The following is a 20,406-nucleotide window of genomic DNA, read 5'->3' as shown; positions in this document are numbered from 1 at the left end:
TGTAAATATTGTAATTTCGCCACAATCGTACCGAACATGACATAGAGAAGCATGCAATCTGAACGCTTAATTCGTTATAGATGTACCTTGCAACTGGCATTGGCTATAGCTTGGACACAAAACCTGCTGGTATTCTCAGAAGATGTTGTATCTCCTTTATTCCATGAAATGGATTGTGGCTCGTCTGAGTTAGAGAATCATGTTGGCCTTTTGGCGGAACAAGATTCGGTAACCTTGCCGCCTCTGCATGCTATCCGTCCAGAAGGCCTACACATTCGCAGAAACGAAGACATCGCAAAACGATCACCCTTTGTTCCTGATGGATATTTGATGATCTGGCATGACGAGTTTAACGCTACGGAACTCGACATTAGTAAGTGGGGGTATCGCCGCGAAGGGCAAAGCAGCGATGGCAGCGGCGAATCAGTTCTCTCTCGGAATTGCGTCTCGTTGGATGGGCGAGGCCACCTGCGAATCGCTACAAAGGAAGATGACGGAGTTTTGCAAACAGGTATGATCAGCACGAATGGCACATTCGAGCCGGTCTATGGTTACTTCGAAGCTCGCATTCGCTTTCAGCGCCAGCAAGGTCATCACGGCGCATTTTGGCTAAAACCCTCGAGCTATGGAAAGTTTCCTGGCGATCCGGGACGGTCCGGAGTCGAGTTGGACATTGCCGAATTCTTTGGTAGCGGTCGCCGCGATAGAGGAATGGGTGTCAACATATATTGGAAAAACAAGGACGGTGAGATTGATCGCTGTACGACCCAACCTGATCTTACGCCTATTTTATCGACAACATCCAGCGAAGTGGGGTTGAACCAAAAAGAGTTGTGCGATCATTTTCACGTCTTTAATCTGCTTTGGTCTTCGACTCACTATGAATTCTCTGTTGATGGCCACAAGATCCTCACTACAGAGGATGGTCTCAGTCATCAGGGACAACCAATTATTTTGAGTCTACTATCTCACAAATGGGAGTCAGGCAAGTTCGATCGTGACAATCGCGACGACGCCATGTTAGTTGACTATGTCCGCGTATACCAAGTCGACACAAACTCAAGTGCAGTAGGTCTTGACATTGGGAAATCGCGGAATTAATTGCTTGGATACAATTCTTTTGGAAGTTACATTCTGCAATCTAAGGAGCAGCTCGTATCGCAGAATTCTGAAGCTGCTTCGAGGCATTAATGCAAATACTTTTCATCAGTTTTCATGGATAGACTCAAAATGATTCGCGTAGGTATCGCCGGTTTAGGTTTCATGGGGATGGTGCACTACCTTACCTACCAAAAACTGCGCGGAGTAAAAGTCACTGCCATCTGTGACGTGATCAAGGAACGATTAACTGGTGACTGGCGAGGCATCAAGGGGAATTTTGGTCCGCTCGGAAAGAGGATGGACCTGAATAAGGTTGATGTCTATTCCTCAATCGACGAGATGCTGTCAAATCCCGATCTAGATTTGATCGATATTACATTACCGCCGTTCTTGCATGCCGATGTGGCGATCAAAGCTATGAAGGAGGGCAAGGACGTGTTCTCAGAAAAGCCCATGTCTCTATGTGCGGTAGATTGTCGACGAATGCTGAATACTTCGGAGCGAACAGGCAAAAGTCTTTTCGTTGGTCAGGTGTTACCCTTCTTTCCTGAATACTCGTGGGCTATGAAGGTGGTACAGAGTGGGAAATATGGAAAACTGTTGGGCGGATCGTTTAAGCGGGTTATCTCCGATCCCTCTTGGCTAACCCACTATTGGTCGGCGGAGCAAGTGGGCGGGCCGATGCTTGATCTGCACGTGCATGACGCCCACTTCATAACGCTAATGTTTGGCTTGCCGTCGGCAGTCATTACGCATGGACGAATGCGTGGTGATTTGGCCGAAAACTGGCATTCGCTTTTTTATTATGACGATTTGGATCTCAAAGTGCATGCCACAAGCGGTACGATTAATCAGCAAGGTCGTGTATTCGATCACGGGTTTGAAATTCATTTAGAGCAGGCAACGCTAACCTTCGAGTTTGCTGTTATCCGAGACCAGGGCAAATATCTGTGTCCCCCAACGCTTTTCGACAAGAGTGGGCGTGCACAAGAAGCCAAGCTTGTTAGCGGCGATCCAATGAACGCGTTCGCCACTGAGCTAGAAGAGGTTGCGACTTGCCTGCGTCATAACCGTCGAAGTCCCATCCTGAACCCAAGAATTGCCCATGACGCCGTGCTGCTTTGCGAAAAACAAACGCAAAGTCTTCGTCAGGGACGTAAGATCAATATTTAATCTTACAAAACAAGAGTTGCATGTCACTTAGGATTAGCCGATCAATGAATGTCGCCTTGAACTCCTCGTTCACCGTTGCCGTAGTCGCATTCATTGGCGGCATTTATATGTCCTTAACTGCCGAGCAAACGCGATCTGAAAGCCTGCCGATTATTCCGAAGCCAGTCCAGCAGAATCGACAAGCAGGAGCCTTTCTATTCACGGACAAAACGCCCATTCTTTACGGCGGCAACCTAGACTCCGAAGCGCACCTATTGGCCGAATCGATCAAGCAAATCACTCAGCTTTCATTGCCTGTTTGCCCGTTGACAGAGACCAACTTACCTCAAGATATGACGCGATCAATCCGATTGGCTATTGTCGAAGATTATACACTTGGTTCCGAAGGATATCACTTGAAGGTGTCAGCTGCCACAATCACGATCACAGGCAACGATGCAGCCGGAGTCTATTGGGGCTCACAATCGCTTCGACAGATTCTTATGTCAGGCGATGCGTCCAAACTGCCTGCCTGTGAGATCGTTGACCAGCCGCGTTTCGGATGGCGCGGCATGCTCTTAGACGTGGGACGACATCTTTTTGCGACTAATGATATCAAACAGCTTCTCGACTGGATGGCTCTGCATAAACTCAATGTGTTGCATTGGCATCTTACAGACGACCAAGGTTGGCGAATTGAGATCGATAAATATCCTAAGTTAACCGAGATCGGCGCGTGGCGTACCTCCTCACCCCCCTATGGTGATCGTCTAGGCACTGACGGTACGCACTACGGTGGATTTTATTCACAGGACGAGATCAGGGACTTAGTCCAGTATGCCGCCGATCGGCACATCACGATCGTACCAGAGATAGATATGCCCGGTCACATGGTAGCCGCCATCGCTGCCTATCCTGAGATCGGTAACGATGACATCCCCGATTACTCCCCTGAGGTGTCGGCAAGCTGGGGAACAAAGTCCTATATCTTGTCACCGAAGGAAGAAACGTTCAATTGGATAGATGACGTCCTTGCGGAGGTCTGTGAACTCTTTCCATCCACGTATATTCACATCGGAGGCGATGAAGCCCCCAAGGATCAATGGAAAGAGTCGGCTTTTGCCCAGTCGGTGATCCAGCGTGAGGGACTTCAGGACGAACACGAACTGCAATCGTGGTTCATCAGGCGCGTAGAAGGTTTGCTTGAAAGAAGGGGACGCAAGCTGATTGGCTGGGATGAGATTCGTGACGGAGGTCTTTCGCCAGGAGCGACTGTCATGGCCTGGCAAACTTGGGAGGCGGCTGTGGACTCTGCACGCGAAGGCCACGATGTCGTCATGGCACCTAAGTCGCATAGTTACTTTGACTATTATCAGGCTAGCCCTGCTTTCGAACTGGCCAAAGGATTAGAGTATGAGACGATCGGTGGCTATCTTCCGCTGGCCAAAGTTTACGACTTTGATCCGGTACCGAGCGAATTGATGGGGACTGATTTGGAACACCATATCTTAGGTTGTCAGGGACAGATCTGGACCGAATACATCAAGACTTGGGACAAGCTAGAGTACATGGTATTTCCTCGGCTCTCGGCACTGGCTGAATCGGCCTGGTCGCCTCCTCAGCAAAAAGACTACGCCGATTTTCTCCAGCGACTGCGTCCAATGCTCGCGAATTATAAAGCTGCCCGCGTCACCTTCTACAATCCCTTCGAGGAGTTTTCACAGAAAACTCGTTGGCATGCAAGCGTAGAAACGACGCTCCCTAGATATATAGGGAGCTTACCTGAGTTTGCTTTTGACGGAGACTGGCAGACCTATTTCTGGGCTGATCGCTCACCCGAGCCGGGAGACCATTTCACGGTGACTTTCAAGTCTGCTATTCGCGGTGCGTCCATCAAGGTCTTTACAGGGAGTTCACGTTTTGGAAGCCGTCAAAAGATTTGGGGGGGAGAGAAGGATGCCCTCCAGCAAGGTGTACTAGAGGCCTCGGCAGATGGAGTCGATTGGCACGAAATTGCTACCTTCGACAACGGCACAGCCGTGGGAAAGCTTCCCGAAGGGTGCAAGTCGATTCGCATCCGACCTACTGACAAGCAAACATCGCCTCGGCTTGTTATTCACGAAATTCAAATCGGTGACGAATAACGATAGTTGAATTTTCTGACAAAGGATCGTTGCCCGGAGGGTAAATACCTCATTGCCCGCGTTAGAAACATAATTGAGCCAATTGCATGACGTTATCGACTTTAGACTGGGTGATAGTCGTTGGATTCCTCCTGCTAACGCTTGCGATAGGCGTTGCAGTATCTCGACGTGCTGGCAAGAACACCGATGAGTTCTTCCTCTCTGGTCGGACGATGCCCTGGTGGCTTCTGGGTATGTCCATGGTGGCCACAACCTTTTCGACTGACACTCCGAATCTGGTCACCGATATCGTTCGCCAAAATGGCGTTGCCGGCAACTGGTCGTGGTGGGCCTTTTTGCTGACGGGAATGCTGACTGTATTCGTCTATGCCAAACTGTGGCGTCGCAGTGGGGTAATGACTGACATCGAATTCTACGAACTGCGATATTCCGGCAAATCGGCCGCATTCTTGCGTGGATTTCGTGCACTCTATCTGGGCTTGGTCTTCAATGTCATGGCCATGTCAGGCGTATGTTTGGCGGCGATGAAGATCGGCGAAGTCATGTTCGGCATGGGGTCGCTGCAAACCATTCTCATCGCATCGATCGTAACCGTAATCTTTTCCAGCTTAGGTGGATTTCGTGGGGTTGTGCTGACCGACTGCGTGTTATTTGTTACCGCTTTGATAGGTGCGACAGCAGCGGCCTACTATGCCTTAGGCCATGAATCCGTGGGAGGACTGGCGGGTCTGGTTTCAAATGACTCTTTACAACATAGTTTCAAGATACTTCCTGACGCCTCGAATAAGGCGCTGTTTGTCGAGGCTCTCGTGATTCCCCTCTCTGTGCAATGGTGGGCCAGTTGGTATCCTGGGGCGGAACCTGGTGGTGGCGGCTACATCGCGCAGCGGATGTTGGCAGCAAAATCCGCCAAACATGCAGTTGGGGCCACGTTGTTTTTCAATGTGGCCCACTATGCCTTGAGACCATGGCCGTGGATCATTGTAGCCTTATGTTCCATGATGGTCTTCCCGCTAGATAGTCCCTCCGAGCGAGTAGCGGCTGAATCTGCACTCAAATCCGCACCCTTGAATGCACAGGTCAAAGATTGGGCTAATGATCCTGCTTTGGTATCCCCTGAAGTGCGCCAGCAAATTGAGACTCTGAAAATCAAGGCGAGAGGACTAAGCACTTTGCGAAAAGCCTACCAAGACGTCAACTTTGACAAGTTTGGACACGACTTAGCTTATCCCGCCATGCTCACAACACTTCCCTCGGGTTGGCTGGGAATTGTGGTTGCCTCGTTAGTAGCTGCCTATATGTCTACCATTTCTACCCATTTGAATTGGGGAGCGTCCTATGCCGTTCATGATTTTTATAAGCGTTTTGCACGCCCCGAGGCCACAGAAAAGGAGCAGGTATGGGCCGGTCGCGCTTTCACAGTTCTACTGATGGTGCTGTCAGCAGCCCTGGCGCTTGCACTAACAAATGCGAAACAGCTCTTCGACATCATCATTATGTTCGGCGCTGGAACGGGGCTCGTGTTTTTGCTGCGCTGGTTCTGGTGGCGAATTAACGCCTGGACCGAGATTGCGGGCATGGTGGCGTCTGGCTTAACCTCTTTGGCAGTGACCTTTGGTTCTGTAAACGGTGAAACGCTAGGCGACACGTTTGGTATCTGGAAATTCCCGTTTGTCGTCGCGGCTACAACGGTCGTTTGGCTACTGGTGACATGGCTTACACCGACAACAGAGATGGCCGTCTTGAAGAACTTCTATGCCAAAACGCATCCTGGGGGCCCAGGTTGGCAGCCGGTCATAGAGGCTCTCTCGGAAGATAGCGATGGGCTTCCACAAGGAAGCGCAGGCTTAGGTGCCGGAATTGTCTGCATGCTGTTGGGATGCGTGATGGTCTATAGCGCCCTGTTTGCTTCCGGTTTCTGGCTCTATGGTCGCTACACATGGGCGGCGGGATCGACGTTGGTCGTTGTATTGGCCGGCATGGCTATTGCGGCCCTCTGGCAAAGCATGAGTATTGAAGGCGACGAAATGGTATAGATCCCTGAGAATGATATCCGACACAAATTCATTGAATCAGATTCCATTTTGGAGAACGCAACCATGCGTAAAGGCATTAGTTACTGGTCGCTCAAGGACGGCCTAGCGGGTACCCATCCCTTGGACAAAGCTGGATTGGCAGAAGCTTATAGTGCCGGGTTCAATCTACTTGAACCTGCAATCAGCACCAAAGGCGTTCTGACGGTGGAAAGCGATACGGCTGCTTGCGAAGCAATTCGCACGGAGGTGGAAAACGCCGGGTTCACCATGGAGACTTTGGCAAGCGGAATGACCTGGGGTTGCAATCCGGTTAGTAACGACCCCGAAGTCCGAAAAAAGGCGGTTCAGCTAAACAAGAAGGCATTGGAAAGAACTGCGTGGCTTGGCTGTAGTGCGTATCTCTTCGTGCCTGGAGTCGTGACAAGTCCAATTTGTCCCGACGAGCGAGTGCGTTATGACCATGCCATCGAACGCTGTCGAACGTGTATCTCAGAACTATTAGAGACGGCCGATCGATTCGACGTTGACTTATGCCTGGAAAATGTATGGAACGGTTTTTTCTACTCTCCCGTCGAGTTAGCCAGCTTCCTGGATTCCTTTGGCTCTGAGCGGCTAGGGGTCTATTTCGACGTCGGCAATGTGTTGGGCTACCACCAGTACCCGCCACACTGGATTGAAATGCTGGGGAGCCGAATTAAACGCGTTCATATCAAGGATTATCGGCACGAGTTCGGCTGGAAGGGCAAGTACTCCTTTTGCGAACTCGGCGACGGTGATGTGCCTTGGAAGGAGACGATCGAAGCGCTCCGTAAGATAGGTTACGAACAAACCGTTATAGCTGAAATGCTTCCGTACTCGACCGGACACTTGGCAAGAGCAAGTCGTGAAATGGATGCGATTTTGACTAAGTATGACAATTGACGCTATATTAATGTTATAATCGGTGAGTAGAGTTACTAAGTCCACGCAATAACATCTGCTTGTTTGCGTGGCGAATCCAAACCTTAGTTGCGACAGTGTTTATTGTTGATGACTTCGTCGGGAGTTTTGTATCCGAGTCTTTTTCTAGGGCGTCCGTTGAGTTTTTGCTCCACCCGAGCCAACTCGTTGTGACTAATCCGGGAGAAATCGGTTCCTATGGGAAGGAACCGTCCGAGCAGTCCGCTCGTATTTTCATACAAACCGCGCTGCTAAGAGGCGAGTGGGGATCGGCGAAATAAACCTAGATTCCCAGTTAGTTCGTCAACCACTGAAGTTCCGCGAATTCCTTGCCATTGTCCAGCATCATCGTTCGCCGTAGGGAGTCCGATATATCTTTGAAGCCACGACAAGCCGTTCGCATAGTGTCTGCTGATTTGAGGCTGTCTTTTTCCGCGTTCGCAGGTACTGGCTATTTCTTTCCGCCATCATTACTAAGCCGCTATGGCGGTCGAGACTGACGAACGTTTTTCCTTCCCAGTAACTGTGTGTCCACAACCTGCGGACGAACTACGATGCTCACAAAACCTTTCAATTGGCCGTCTGTTTGAGGCTGTGAGTGGCAGTAGCCACGTCGCAGAGGTTCTCCTAGTTCTGGAGCATCATTCGCCAGCCAATTGGAAATCGTCCGAACACAAACGACAATCTTGCTAACGCGGCAAATTTTGGCGGAGTCGTCCGGCAATCTGATCGGGCGACCACTTTTTCTTTAGGTTTTTGGTAACGGACTTTTCCAACGTTGGGTGAGTAATCTTCGCAGGCTGTCGGCACGCTTCGCATCGCTGATCTGCCAAGCGTTGTGCTTGCAAGGCGCGATATCCTCGCTGGGCCTCTGTGCGAACACCAAATCTGTGCAAAGACACCGGCATTCAAACGACCCGGCGAGTTTTTTAAAATATCAACTTGTCGCGTTGTATTTTTGGGATTTGGAATCGGGTTTAAGTCATCGTGATCGTATTTCTTCCGCAGAATAAAGTGGATTTGACATAGGCATTTGGCCACCGACCTCTTCCCGCCAGCGGACGAGTCGCAAATGAAGTTCATTGGCAGTCTTCGGATTGCAACGAAGTAAGTTATGGTGTTCGCCGATATCTTGATCAAGATTGAACAGTTCCAGATGCTGATCTTCGTACCACTCGATGAGCTTCCATTTGCCAGACCTCACTGCACCACTCGGTCCACCACCTTGATTACTGTAATGTGGGTAATGCCAATAGAGATTGCGGACCAATTTCACTGCGGGATTTTTTAACAATGGCACAAGGCTTATACCATCGAATGTAGACTTTTCATGTGCTTGTACTTTCGCAAGTTCAAGCACTGTGGGCATTATATCGTCGCTGATAACAGGTTCATTGCAGATAATGCCTAGCTGTGTAGATCCAGGCCATTTCACGATCCAAGGCACTCTGAGCCCTCCCTCATACAACCACCCCTTGCCAGCTCGCAGTGGACTATTGCTAGTTGGCGAACCTTCGGCTGTGCTAAGACCTCCATTATCAGATGTAAATAGCACAATGGTGTTTTCTTCGAGTCCTAATTCTTCGAGGGAGGTCAGCACCTTACCAACCGCTTGGTCCACTGCCTCCATCATGGCGGCGTAGATCGGTTGGTTTTGGATCTGGCGATTTTCGAACAGTCCTTCGGGGGAGAATTCTGCTTGGGCAGTTACAAGATTCGCCGCTTTAGCTTGATACTTTTCTATCAGGTCTATGCGGCCTTGTTGAGGATTATGTACTGAGTAGAACGACAATACCAAGAGAAATGGATCATCACCTTGATTCTCCAAAAATCGTACCGATTCATTGGCCAAGCGGTCGGGTAAATGCTCGCCCTTGGGGCCATCGATGAGTTTGGGGTTCTTGTAGGGTGAAAAATAGCCACCAGGTGGTGAGCCCTTCTCATTACCGCCTAGATTGAATTCGTAACCCTGATTCTCTGGGTAATACCCTACATTTCCAAGGTGCCACTTACCTGCAAAGAAGGTGCTATAACCTTGCTGACGCAATACCTCGGCTATCGTCTTTTCTTGCAGTGGCAAGTATTCCAAATAGCTTGCAGGTAACAAGGGTCGGTTTCTGAATTTCTTGGACAAGGGAGTACGAAGTGCCTCCTCAGGTTGGGGTCCTCCGAACCAATCCGTAGTATGCAACCTCGCGGGGTTTCTGCCTGTCTGGATACTAGCTCTTGTGGGAGAGCATACAGGGCATGCTGCATAGCCATTGGTGAACCGGACCGCTTCTGCTGCCAGCGAATCGATATGCGGGGTTTCATAAAACGAGCTTCCGTAGCAGCCCAAGTCACTCCACCCCAGATCGTCGACTACAATTACTACAAAGTTTGGTTGCACCTCAGCAGGAGAGTGGCCAATCACAGAATTGGCACCAAAACATCCAAAACATACTGTGCCAACGATAGAAGACAATGATATCCAAGCGGTCAGATGGCTACTTTTCATCCCTTAGTTCCTAGTTTCTCAGCAAATGCCTACATTTAGAATCGAGTTTTCTTTGCCCCCTGCAGTCGCCCTACTGACCATCGCCCAACATCCTTAATCTATCGAACCTAGCATACAAAGCCATTCGATACCAAACTTGCCGGCAAGCCGGGGAAGAAGCGGTACTTTCCGATCTACGCAAAGATTAGCAGAAAAACAAATCACTAAAAGTCAGCATTTGTTGTAACTCAGGTGCTAATTTTGGTAATAGATCGCGGACAAAGCTGGCTGTGGATGCGGTCAGATGGATATTAGTGTGGAAGTTGAGAGCTCTGAAGAGGCCGCAACACGATTGAACCAACTATTCGAATCCCTTGCTATTCCAAACCCCAAGACAGAGACGCTTGGTTAATCCAATCGACACATCATTAGCGAATGCGACCTGTCCGATGGCGGGCTGCATTTTTCTTTTATGTGAAGAGGACTGGCTCCTCTACTCTATTCGGGGAATCTCGCGGCCGAGTTCTCGACAGAGGGCGACGGCTACGCGGACACATTGGTCGCGGCGGAGGCCGAAGTAATGGGCGGCTAAATCGAGTTGATTGCCCCCTGCTTCGCACTTGTGGCACTTCCAGGCGTTCTTGCTTGTGGATACGGCAAGTATTGTGCTCGTTGGAGACTTGGAACCGTGGACCGGACAAGGTCCGCGAAGCTCATCGCCACGCTTTTTTGTTGGCCGCCAGTCGAAAAGTTCCAGTACCTTGAGTATCGATATCTGTGTCTTGAGGGCCTTGAAATCAATCGGGTCTAATCGCCGGTTATCGCCATAGTGCATCATCATGGCCTCCACGCTAAGCGCGTCTGGTCTGCTAGTCAAATTGACTCTATGAAAAAAACAGAACAGAGATGAGAAGTCAGTCCTCTGCCTCTTTTCCGGGAGTCCGATCCCGATTCATAACAAGTCCTGTACATGATCTGTTTTCGTTCCGTGACTACGCAGAAATCATTCTCCACTTGTTTTAGGGTCATGGCTGTCAGGAAACTTCATGGCAAGCCAGCGGAAGATGTAATCGATAAGACTCGATGCTTCGGGGATCTCTTTATTCTTGGAATGTCCACACGGCTCAAATCGGGTGTGCTCGAGTTTCGCAGCCAGAACCTTTAGAGGAACGCCGTACTGCAGACCCAGCGAGGTAAGAATCCCTATCGTGTCAAACAGGCCGCTGAGCGTACTCCCCTCTTTGGCAATCTTGATAAACAGCTCCCCCGGTCGGCCATCTTCATAAAGCCCCACAATCAAATACCCCTCCGTACCACAAACACTGAATTTGTGCGTAATTGAGGTGCGGGTCACAGGGAGTCGCTCGCGCGGGATGCTCGCGGACAAGTCCGCAAAATTATCCGCTGGTTGGTGTTCATTGGGCGATGGAGATTCTTCCTGGTGCATAGTTCATTGTTGCACATGTCAGCTCGTTAATCCAACAGTTTGAGTGACAAGCGTATCCCTGTTTGTACTGCCAGTATGTCCGTCCTACGGCCTAAGTCACGGTTCGACAACTAGAGGCCATAACAGGACGAACAACAAAGAACCTTAGTTATGCAACAACGATCCTTTGATTTTGACGAAGCAGCGAAGCCAGCTGAGAAACTCCAGTAGAAAGAACCTGAGCAAGTGGCCGAAGTCACCTCACTCCCTCCACCGCCACTGGTCCGGCCCGACCGGCAAATCGTCTACGATTGCGACCACTCAGAGTGGCCAAACCCCAATGAACTGCACGACCAGGATACGATCACTGTCGACCGAATCCGTGCTGATATCGACGGCCCTGCGCATCGCTTTGTCATCCGGCGGGGTGATACCGTCGAAGCGCACCTGAGCCCCAATCACTTCCATACCGGGCAGGTTGTCGGCATCAGCCATGCCCGAAACGAAGTCCGGGTCGCCTGGGATGAGTCGCTCCAAAATGGCGAGTGGTTCCATGTGGGAGCCATCTATCCGGCCCCAGAAATCAAACCAAACCGACTCACTAACGGCAGACCACTCGCAGAGATCATCGTTGAGCTTAACCGAGAGCACCAGCCGGAAGGCGGCTGGCATGAGACTGACCGGGTTCCCCATGAAACCCCCTACACGTTCGCTGAGTTCAAAGAACTCTGGAAATCTCGCGGCAAGGACCTCACGTACCAGCAGTACCAAGCTACCTTCGAGCGCATCGTAGAGAGCGAAGAGGCGATTCACGCAGAGCTTGGTAGCACCTACAAGGCTCCCCAGCTCAAGGCCATTGCCCACAACCTGGGGGACTTGAGTGCCCGCAGCAATACGAAGGCCGGGAACGCCGAGAGTATTTTTCGCAAGATGCGGTCGTTTTTCTTACTCGATGGGACCGTCTCCTTTGGGATGGGAGAGAGCTACACCGCAGCGGTGAAGGCCAAGGTGCGAGGCGTCACCGCAGAGGCTTACGCGGCCCACCACAAAGAGTTAGCCGAAAAAGTGGCTGAGAGAAAAGAGGCGCTTGCCAATCCACAGACCCTCTACGATTTTCGCAGGTTTATTGTCCTTGCGATGGGTCTAAAACCCTCGCCTTTAGGCGAATCCTTTAGGACTTTATATTAGAGGGATGGAAAACTATCGAACGAGTTCGCACAGTCGCTTTGACATTAAATACCACTTTGTATGGGTAACGAAGTATCGCCGTAAGGTGTTGACAGGTGAAGTAGGTGTACGGGTCCGCGATCTCGTGCGTGAGGTTTGTCTGGCGAAGGAGATTGAGATCCTGCAAGGCTCAGTATCTGGGGATCATGTGCATGTGCTGCTGTCTTGCCCGCCGACGCTGTCGCCGAGCAAGATCATGCAGTATATCAAAGGCAAGAGTTCCAGGAAGCTGATGATGGAATTCAAGCACATTCAAAAACAGTATTGGGGCCGCCACTTATGGGCGCGGGGCTACTTCGTGGCGTCAAGCGGCAACGTGACAGACGAGGCGATAGCCGCGTATATCCGTGGTCAAGACGGAACGGAACCAAGTGACGGTGACGACAAGTTTCAGGTAACTCCCTCGTGAGTGAAGGACTTTAGTCCGTAGCTCACGAAATTTCCCCTAAACCTACCGGCTTCAGCCGGTAGTTGTTGAGTGAGGCCAAAGGCGAAGACGCACTCACTGGCGAGCAGATGGCCCGCTGGGATTCGCTGCACGCGGATCTAGCTCGTGAACGGCGCGCAGCTTGTGGACCGGCACCGACAGTCACGCAATTTGAGAGCGAAGAACTCGGTCAAGTCGAATTCACCATCAAGCAAGGGTACCACGAAAAACGCGAGTGTCCGCTCTGGATTGTGCAGCTCGGTTCTCGAGTCTCCAAACCAACCTTCAAAGAGTTAAAAATTAAAGCCACCATGCTGGGGGGCTGGTATTCCTCTTTCAAAAAGAGCGACGCGGGATTTCAGTTTCTCAGTGAAGAAGCAGCCACGAAGTTTACCAAACTCCTAGAGGGAGATGCTGATCGCCAAGAAATCTTAGCGGGTCGAAAAGAGCGCAAAGAACAAACGGCCGCTGAACGACTCCACGAACTGGGAGATAACCTGCTCGGTCGCGCCGACCAGACCCTTGCCACCAGTGAAGCCTCGCTGCAAAACACCGCTCGGCGGGCTGACATTCAAGTAGGTGTGCGAGGCAGGGCGTATGCCGACCAGGCATTGGCAAGGTCGTTACACTCCGTTGCGAATGTCCTTTCTACCGGAGCAGCCAAGTACCTCGATGGGATTCGGCACAAGACCCACCTGGAAACGCTCAACACCGTGCTTTCTCTCGCCAGATGGGCAAGGATCCGAGCAATCCGAAAAGCCGAAAACGAGCAAGAATATGGCTACGGCCTGAGGGTTCAGGAGGAAGAAGAAAAACCTTACTCTGAAGAGGATATCCGCTTTGCTGAATACCCGTATCCATCCATCTACAGGCGTCACCTGGAGGAGGCAATCACCTATTGTCTGGAGAAAAATGGCTGCAAACAGGCAGCCGCCAAGATGGCCAAAACGGTGCGCCGCATGCCGGGCGAGTTTCTCAAATTCAATCAGAGCCATGATATAGAGCAACTGGCAGACTTTTTGTCACGGGCGAAATCGGTCGGGTTTGACACGACGTGGCTGGACGAGTGCCTGGAAAAACACCACCGCCTACAACGTGCCCACATCGACGAGCCGTCTTGCTTCCCTGTTTGGTGATCGAGCCCAGTCGATCCTGCGCGTTGCCGGAGTTGCGGCAACCTGGCGTCAGTCCGAAATAGTTGGCCAAGCTGCGAGGTCGCGGAAAGCGTTCGATCGGACCGATGCGACTTGCCAACGTTAATCCGCTGTAGTAACTGACGCCGGGGGTCGTCATGAGAATCTGCGTGGGATTAAGTACGTCGTTGGCCGCAGGGCGACTAGCGCGCTGGACAATCTCTTCATCTACGCGAGCGATCTGTTCGTCGCAGACCTCCCACTCCTTGAGCAGGGCGTCCATTTCCAATCGATCGACCGCTGGCAGCGGAACTTCCGCGAGCCAGCGGCGTCCGGCCTGCGTTTGGAATGTCTTGGTCGGATATTGCCAAATGAGGTTGTGACGATTGACGATCCGGTGAATCTTGTTCAGCGTGCGTGTGAGACGCTGGCCCAAGTTCTTGCGGAGCGAGGTCAGTTGACGGTCTTCGCGTTCTTCCTGACTGACCATGTGGACGCGTCGCAGCCCGCGAACGATCTGCCCGGCGGCCAGCCGCTGGCGGTTGAGCCACAACAGGTCGGCGAGCTTCTGAGAGTCTCGTCGATCGGCTTTCTTCTTGGAGGGCTTGTCGGGGTGAATCAACACAATCTCCCGGTACTTCCATTTTTGAAGCTCTTCGATCAGTCAATCGTTGAAACCGCACACTTCGAGGATTGCCATGAACTCGGCGTCCATCTCGGTGAGCTGGCCGAAGAACGCTTCGATCTTTTTTTGGTCGAGTACTCACTTGCCGACGGAGGACAGTGCCCCCGTCTTCGTTGCGGACACAGACGGTGATTTGTTTGGCGTGTTGGTCAATCGCAAGGTATAACATTTGAGAGTTCTCCTGGGTTTTGGCGAGCCGAAGGCTACGCCGTGCTGAATTACCAATCCAGGAGAACTCTACTTTTTTCTTGCACCGTCTCCTCTTTCATAGAATCAACTTCCGCGCCTAATGAGAATCTGAAACTGCACGAGGTCGCGCTGACCGACGCGTGCAAATGCATAAAGACATCGGCTTGGCGGTGCATTCATTCCGCCGTGTCCATGCTCCCAATCGGTCGAGGGACAGGCTCTGCGCCACATTGCGCCACAAGAAGAATTGACGCAGCCGTCAATTTTCATCTCGAAACTGTTGTCGCCTAAATTGACCAGGCGTGACTCCCGTCATTCGACGAAAGCTGCGAGTGAAGTTGTTGGTTCCGGAGTAACCTAGCTCCTGCGCGATTTCTTGGATCGTCATTTTTGGAATCGACAACATATCGCAGGCGACGTCGTAACGAATTCGGTCGAGTAGCCTGCTATAGGTCGTTCCCTCAGACGCGAGCTGCCTCTTCAGCGTTGCCGGACTGACGCCCACCAGCAAGGCTAACTGGTCAAGTGTCGGCAGTCTTCGGTAGGGAAACCGAGAGGCAATTAAGCGGTAAAGTGCATCAGCAATCGGTTCAATGTCTTCTGGACCGAATAGCCAGGCTTCAGTTGCGTCGAAGTTGGTCGCCGACCCTTGCCAGGGCAAGCGGCGACTCAAGAACTCTGTTGGGAAAGCCAGCGCTGAGTCGTTGGGATGAAATTCGGTCTGACACTCCTCAAAGATTTCCAGGGAGCAGTGGCGCTCGCACAGTAATCCTCTCGTCCGCAGCTGTTTCGGGCGCCAGTCGTAATCTACAAACGTACGAATCAGGTGGTAGTACACCATGAGGGTCATATCACTGATGAACGGCTGCCCAACCGAAACGACATTTGGTTCTCGATAGCTGAGCCAGGTTGTGTCGCCTTCAATTTTGAGTCGGAACTCACTCCCTTCGTACGCGATACTGCCAAGTTGGATGGCGACATCGAGACCCTCCTTCACCGTCTTGCAGCTTTTAATTGCGTCAGCGATTGGGCCAAGATGTTCGAGCTGAAAGTCGAGATAAGCCAAAAAGACAGCGTGCGGACATCGTGTTTGCTGCACGACATCAAACGTAAAATCATAAGCTTGCCTCTTAGATATCCATCCGCCAGCTTCGATCAATTCCGCAGGAATCCGTCGGCGGTCAAGGAGCGACTCCGTCCGAATACCGTTCCGATCCAGGATGCTGACAAGTGGAGCTAGGGCTCGGGCATCAAAAAGTTCGATGAACATGCGACAGCCTACTGCCGGATAATTAAAATGAGCTGAAATGAGCGCGTTCGGAGTATTCCGCCCCCCCCCGAATTCACTTAAGGTTAAGTGTAACATCGTTGAAGATTCCTTGAGAAGCCTCTACTTTTTGCTTGAGGTAGCTCGAGGAGCTGAATTGTGAGAATTCCGTTTACGAAGAGGTGAGGTAGAGTGGGCAGAGAAACTTGTCTGTTTCACCGCTCCGACTCTGCGGGAGCCCTGGGAGTCCCGCTATATATCCTTAATAAAGGCGAGCAACCCGACTGCCAGATGGGATTTTGACCTTCTCAATAGACTCAGACGCTCTACGGTTGACGCAACCAAAATACGAAAGGAGTGGCAATATGTCGACACTACGCTACTGTTTGTTCTTCACATGCACATTCTTAGGTATCGGCATCATAGCCGGTGCTTCAGACATCGCGTTCGCACAGACTAAGCAACCGAATATTCTCGTCATCTTTGGTGACGACATCGGCACGTGGAACGTCGGCGCGTACACGCACGGTATGATGGGCCGTACCCCGAGCATAGACAGTATCGCGAAGCAGGGGGCGCTGTTTACCGACCACTATGCCCAACCGAGTTGCACAGCCGGTCGAGCAGCTTTTATCACTGGCCAAATGCCGATTCGCACGGGAATGACGACCATTGGAATTCCAGGTTCGACTCGCGGTATTCAGAAAGAAGACCCGACGCTGGCGGAGGTCCTCAAGTCGCAAGGCTATGCAACTGGCCAGTTCGGCAAGAACCACCTAGGCGACCGCAACGAGTTCTTACCCACCGTGCATGGCTTCGATGAATGGTTCGGCAATCTTTATCATCTGAACGCGGAAGAAGAGCCAGAGCAACTCGATTATCCTGGCCAGAAGAATCCTGCCTATACAAAGAAGTATGGACCGCGCGGCGTGCTGCATGCCTGGGCCACCGACACGGATGACCCAACGACAGATCCGGTATTTGGCCGCGTTGGTAAACAGAAGATCGAGAATACGGGTCCGCTCACTCGGAAGCGGATGGAGACTTTCGACAGCGAGGTGCTAGGCCATACTTTGAAGTGGTTAGATAAGAATGGAAAAGGCAACAAACCGTTCTTCTGCTGGTTCAATACAACGGCCATCCACATCTGGTCGCATCCCCAAAATAAATATCTCCAGCAAGCGGTCGACGAAGGGCGCGCCGAGTCGGATGTGGTGCGAGCGAAAATGCTCGAACATGACGAACAAGTGGGTGCGCTGCTGAAGAAGCTGAAGGACTTGGGAGTCGATGATAACACGATTGTGATTTACACCACGGACAATGGAAATGAATTGATGATGTGGCCCGATGGGGGTTATGCGCCGTTCCGCGGTGAGAAAGGCACCACTTGGGAAGGTGGCGTCCGTGTTCCGTTGCTTGTCAAATGGCCGGCTAAGATCGCTCCCGGAACCGAGCTCAATGGTGTTCAGAGCCACGAAGATTTGTACGCAACGCTGGCGGCGGCGGCGGGTCTTCCGAATCTTAAGTCAGAACTGCTTGAGGGCAGGAAATTAGGCGCCACAACCTATAAAGTGCACCTCGATGGCTATAACAATCTGGATTACTGGGAGGGCAAGTCCGACAAGTCCGCTCGTCGCGAGAATTTCTATTATGATGAGACTGACTTGATGGCGATCCGGGTTGACGCTTGGAAGATGCACATCGGCGTAAAGCCGGACGGCAGTTGGTGGGACGAGAAGTACTATCCGAGCGTTCCCTACGTGTTTAACTTGCTTATGGATCCCATGGAGAAAATGGACCCGCAGAGCCACGAGTGGGGCTATGCCGGACGAAAGTTCTTTGCTCAGAAGATGTGGGCTCCTACGGCTGCCGGCCCATTCCTTGCCGCCCATCTCAAGAGCTTGCAGGAATTCCCGCCTCGACAGGGCGCGGATTCGTTGAGTATGAAAAAGGTGATCGAGGGGGCAATGCAGAAAATGGAAAATCCCAACGGCAGCAGTAATTGATCGAAATCAACCAGACCCGAAGGCTATTCGGGCCATTCGTATCTGAAATCCATTACAAAAGGCGACTTAAGACATGAACATTATCGCTCTGATCATCCAGCTCATTTGTGGGGCCCTGGGAGGAAACATCTCCGGCAAGCTGTTGAAGAATATCGACCTCGGCACGTTAGGCAATTCCATTGCCGGTGTCGTCGGTGGCGGCGTGGGTGGCCAAATTCTCAATGCCCTGGGACTTTTCGCTGGCGCGCAGGGTGGCTCTCTAGATCTGGCCAGCATCATAGGCAACATTGCGTCGGGTGGTGTTGGGGGCGGCGTGATGATGGCGATTATCGGATTGATCAAGTCCTTGCTGGCTAAGAGTAATCGCTAACGTGCGGTAGATAGTTGGACTTGGCATCCAAGATCTACAAAAGGTATCCGTCGCGGCGGTGGTAATTGCGGCTGCAGTTAGTCGGCAATTAAAACCAGGGTGACTTTATACCTGCAATCGAGGTCATGACTGTCACGACTCACTCGTCAGTTGACAGATCGGGAACTTCGTTTGGGAAAGTTTTTCGATTCAAGCGTTTTTCAAATATATTTAGTACGAAGGAGAATCAAGATGTCTGGTCTACTTGAAGCGTTACTCGGGGGCGGTACACATACCGTTGAAAAGGTAAGTAAAGATACTGGAATCGATGCAAATCGTGCAGAGCAAGCTTATGGTGCAGCAGTCGGGACAATACTCAGAGGTCTCGAAGCAAAGTCCCAGACCAAGGAGGGTGCCGACAGTATTTGGGACATGCTCCGGAAACAGGTCGAACAGGGATCCATTCCTCCCGATGCACCGACCGAATCAAACGATGGTATTCAGGTTCGAGACATGGATCCCAAAGCTGTCAATGATATCTTGTCGGTCATCTTTGGCGAGAAAGCGCCAAAAGTTGAGGGTGGCTTCGGCAAAGTCATCACGCTCGATTCGGAGGCTACAAAGAAAGTTCTCGGGAAGGTTCTGCCTGCCGTTCTCGGTGGTATATTTGGTGCAGCCGAGAAAGACGCTGAGGAAAGTCCTCGGGCATTGCCGAGAATCCTCGGTGGCGCACGCACGGAGATGGAAGAGAAGCAGCCTAAGTCGCGCGGCATTTTCGACGCCATCCTCGACCGTGATGGCGACGGTGACGTAGATCTCAGCGACCTCAGTCAACTCGCGGGTATCTTTGCATCTAAGCCTAGATAATTGGTTACACGGGAAAGGGGGGCATTCTGCTGAAGAGTGCAGAATGCCCTTTTTCATGCTATTTCGATAGGCCCATGTTTCACTACCTGTTTTCGAACCGTGGTGTGTTATCCCTAGAAAACCCCCGGCTTTGCCGGGGGACTGGCAGAATTTGATAGTTCCGTAGTAAAAGAAGAGGCCTCCATCTCGTGAACCGCTCAAAGCTCATCGAGAAAGGAGACCTCCGTGTCAGATTACAGCAGCCTAAACCACACGAAATGGGAGTGCAAGTATCATTTAGTTTTCATCCCGAAGTGTCGCCGCAAAGTGCTTTACGGCAAAGTTCGCCAGTCGCTTGGAACGGTATTTCACGAGTTGGCAAAGCAGCGGGAAAGCGAAATCGTCGAAGGGCATTTATGACCAGACCACGTGCACATGTTGATTCGGATTCCTCCGAAGTACTCGCTATCGCAGGTAGTGGGCTACATCAAAGGTAAGAGTGCAATCCGGATGGCTCGGGACTTCATGGGGCGTTACCAAAGCTTCAAGGGTTACCACTTTTGGGCACGAGGCTACTTCGTGTCGACGGTGGGGATCGATGAGGCGACGATTCGCGAGTACATTCGCCACCAGGAAGAGAATGACCAGAAAAGTGACCAAAACCGTTTGTTTTAGAACTCGTATGCCCTTTACTAACTAAACTACCGCTTTGAGCGGTTCACAATGGAAGCCACCGGCTTTGCCGGTGGTACCTCACTGCGAATCAGATAGCTGACCGGCATGTCAGCTACTTGAGCCTGGACAAGCGTTAACTCAGCCTGTGCTACCATCGATTTCTTTTCGGGCTTGAATGTCGCTGGAGAACTGTTCACACGCCGCGACTCAACGTGTAGAAATGACAATTAGAAGCGGTTTCCGACTACCCCTTTGGCTTCATAGAAATGCTAAAACTTGGTAAAAGATGCTAAAACTTGCTAATGCTATTCAGGCTGCCAAAGGTGTA

At 51.4% G+C, this 20,406-nt stretch carries 17 protein-coding genes and 1 pseudogene; 12 read left to right on the top strand and 6 right to left on the bottom strand.

Translation table 11 applies throughout. The features are described 5' to 3' along the window. Window positions 1–51 precede the first annotated feature (51 nt). From Pla144_RS23365 to Pla144_RS23345, 5 genes are all read left to right on the top strand, one after another. The gene (locus Pla144_RS23365; protein WP_146453126.1) at window positions 52–1,101 is read left to right on the top strand and encodes a glycoside hydrolase family 16 protein; all 1,050 of its coding nucleotides are present in this window, start codon (window positions 52–54) and stop codon (window positions 1,099–1,101) included. A gap of 129 nt (window positions 1,102–1,230) precedes the next feature. Then, window positions 1,231–2,274, top strand: a complete 1,044-nt coding sequence (locus tag Pla144_RS23360; protein WP_197530967.1) for a Gfo/Idh/MocA family protein — start codon at window positions 1,231–1,233, stop codon at window positions 2,272–2,274. 44 nt (window positions 2,275–2,318) lie between these two features. Further along, window positions 2,319–4,397 (top strand): beta-N-acetylhexosaminidase, encoded by a 2,079-nt coding sequence (locus Pla144_RS23355; RefSeq protein ID WP_197530966.1) that lies wholly within the window; start codon window positions 2,319–2,321, stop codon window positions 4,395–4,397. Between the two features lie 86 nt (window positions 4,398–4,483). Beyond that, window positions 4,484–6,433 (top strand): sodium:solute symporter family protein, encoded by a 1,950-nt coding sequence (locus Pla144_RS23350; protein WP_146453123.1) that lies wholly within the window; start codon window positions 4,484–4,486, stop codon window positions 6,431–6,433. 63 nt (window positions 6,434–6,496) lie between these two features. Further along, window positions 6,497–7,354 carry a sugar phosphate isomerase/epimerase family protein gene (locus Pla144_RS23345; RefSeq protein ID WP_146453122.1) on the top strand — a complete coding sequence of 286 codons (858 nt, stop codon included), beginning with the start codon at window positions 6,497–6,499 and terminating at the stop codon, window positions 7,352–7,354. A gap of 1,000 nt (window positions 7,355–8,354) precedes the next feature. Here Pla144_RS23345 and Pla144_RS23340 read toward each other — a convergent pair. The 3 genes from Pla144_RS23340 to Pla144_RS23330 form a co-directional block, all read right to left on the bottom strand. Beyond that, window positions 8,355–9,869: a sulfatase gene (locus tag Pla144_RS23340; protein WP_146453121.1), complete on the bottom strand. Its 1,515-nt coding sequence runs from the start codon at window positions 9,867–9,869 to the stop codon at window positions 8,355–8,357. A 472-nt stretch (window positions 9,870–10,341) separates the two neighbouring features. Beyond that, the gene (locus Pla144_RS23335) at window positions 10,342–10,725 is read right to left on the bottom strand and encodes a CHC2 zinc finger domain-containing protein (protein WP_146453120.1); all 384 of its coding nucleotides are present in this window, start codon (window positions 10,723–10,725) and stop codon (window positions 10,342–10,344) included. A gap of 126 nt (window positions 10,726–10,851) precedes the next feature. After that, window positions 10,852–11,295, bottom strand: a complete 444-nt coding sequence (locus Pla144_RS23330; RefSeq protein ID WP_146453119.1) for a TSCPD domain-containing protein — start codon at window positions 11,293–11,295, stop codon at window positions 10,852–10,854. Window positions 11,296–11,520: 225 nt separating this feature from the next. Between Pla144_RS23330 and Pla144_RS23325 the strand changes: the two genes are divergently transcribed. Both Pla144_RS23325 and tnpA (Pla144_RS23320) read left to right on the top strand, forming a co-directional pair. Beyond that, window positions 11,521–12,462 carry a hypothetical protein gene (locus tag Pla144_RS23325; protein WP_146453118.1) on the top strand — a complete coding sequence of 314 codons (942 nt, stop codon included), beginning with the start codon at window positions 11,521–11,523 and terminating at the stop codon, window positions 12,460–12,462. Window positions 12,463–12,466: 4 nt separating this feature from the next. After that, on the top strand, window positions 12,467–12,910 hold the full coding sequence (gene tnpA, locus Pla144_RS23320) for an IS200/IS605 family transposase (RefSeq protein ID WP_146453117.1): 444 nt from the start codon (window positions 12,467–12,469) through the stop codon (window positions 12,908–12,910). A gap of 999 nt (window positions 12,911–13,909) precedes the next feature. Here the strand turns inward: tnpA (Pla144_RS23320) and Pla144_RS23315 are convergent. Next, window positions 13,910–14,683, bottom strand: coding sequence for a transposase (locus Pla144_RS23315; RefSeq protein WP_146453116.1), 774 nt, complete (start codon window positions 14,681–14,683; stop codon window positions 13,910–13,912). A 76-nt stretch (window positions 14,684–14,759) separates the two neighbouring features. On the opposite strand from Pla144_RS23315, the gene Pla144_RS24900 reads away from it, so the two are divergent. Further along, the gene (locus tag Pla144_RS24900; RefSeq protein ID WP_197530965.1) at window positions 14,760–14,912 is read left to right on the top strand and encodes a hypothetical protein; all 153 of its coding nucleotides are present in this window, start codon (window positions 14,760–14,762) and stop codon (window positions 14,910–14,912) included. A 282-nt stretch (window positions 14,913–15,194) separates the two neighbouring features. Here the strand turns inward: Pla144_RS24900 and Pla144_RS23310 are convergent, their stop codons facing one another. Beyond that, complete coding sequence (locus tag Pla144_RS23310; RefSeq protein ID WP_146453115.1) at window positions 15,195–16,301, bottom strand: AraC family transcriptional regulator; 1,107 nt, start codon at window positions 16,299–16,301, stop codon at window positions 15,195–15,197. Between the two features lie 266 nt (window positions 16,302–16,567). Here Pla144_RS23310 and Pla144_RS23305 point away from each other — a divergent pair, with 266 nt between their 5' ends. The 4 genes and pseudogenes from Pla144_RS23305 to tnpA (Pla144_RS23290) all read left to right on the top strand — a co-directional run bounded on the left by Pla144_RS23305 (window position 16,568) and on the right by tnpA (Pla144_RS23290) (window position 20,078). Then, window positions 16,568–18,208, top strand: coding sequence for an arylsulfatase (locus Pla144_RS23305; protein ID WP_146453114.1), 1,641 nt, complete (start codon window positions 16,568–16,570; stop codon window positions 18,206–18,208). Window positions 18,209–18,281: 73 nt separating this feature from the next. Continuing rightward, complete coding sequence (locus Pla144_RS23300; protein WP_146453113.1) at window positions 18,282–18,578, top strand: hypothetical protein; 297 nt, start codon at window positions 18,282–18,284, stop codon at window positions 18,576–18,578. 231 nt (window positions 18,579–18,809) lie between these two features. Beyond that, window positions 18,810–19,424, top strand: coding sequence for a DUF937 domain-containing protein (locus Pla144_RS23295; RefSeq protein WP_146453112.1), 615 nt, complete (start codon window positions 18,810–18,812; stop codon window positions 19,422–19,424). 225 nt (window positions 19,425–19,649) lie between these two features. Beyond that, window positions 19,650–20,078, top strand: a pseudogene (gene tnpA / locus Pla144_RS23290) (IS200/IS605 family transposase). Window positions 20,079–20,104: 26 nt separating this feature from the next. On the opposite strand, the gene Pla144_RS24895 reads toward tnpA (Pla144_RS23290), so the two are convergent. Continuing rightward, window positions 20,105–20,275: a hypothetical protein gene (locus Pla144_RS24895; protein ID WP_197530964.1), complete on the bottom strand. Its 171-nt coding sequence runs from the start codon at window positions 20,273–20,275 to the stop codon at window positions 20,105–20,107. Window positions 20,276–20,406: the final 131 nt, after the last annotated feature.

Source organism: Bythopirellula polymerisocia (assembly GCF_007860015.1).
Classification (GTDB): Bacteria; Planctomycetota; Planctomycetia; order Pirellulales; family Lacipirellulaceae; genus Bythopirellula; species Bythopirellula polymerisocia.
This window is presented reverse-complemented; position numbering and strand designations above follow the sequence as displayed.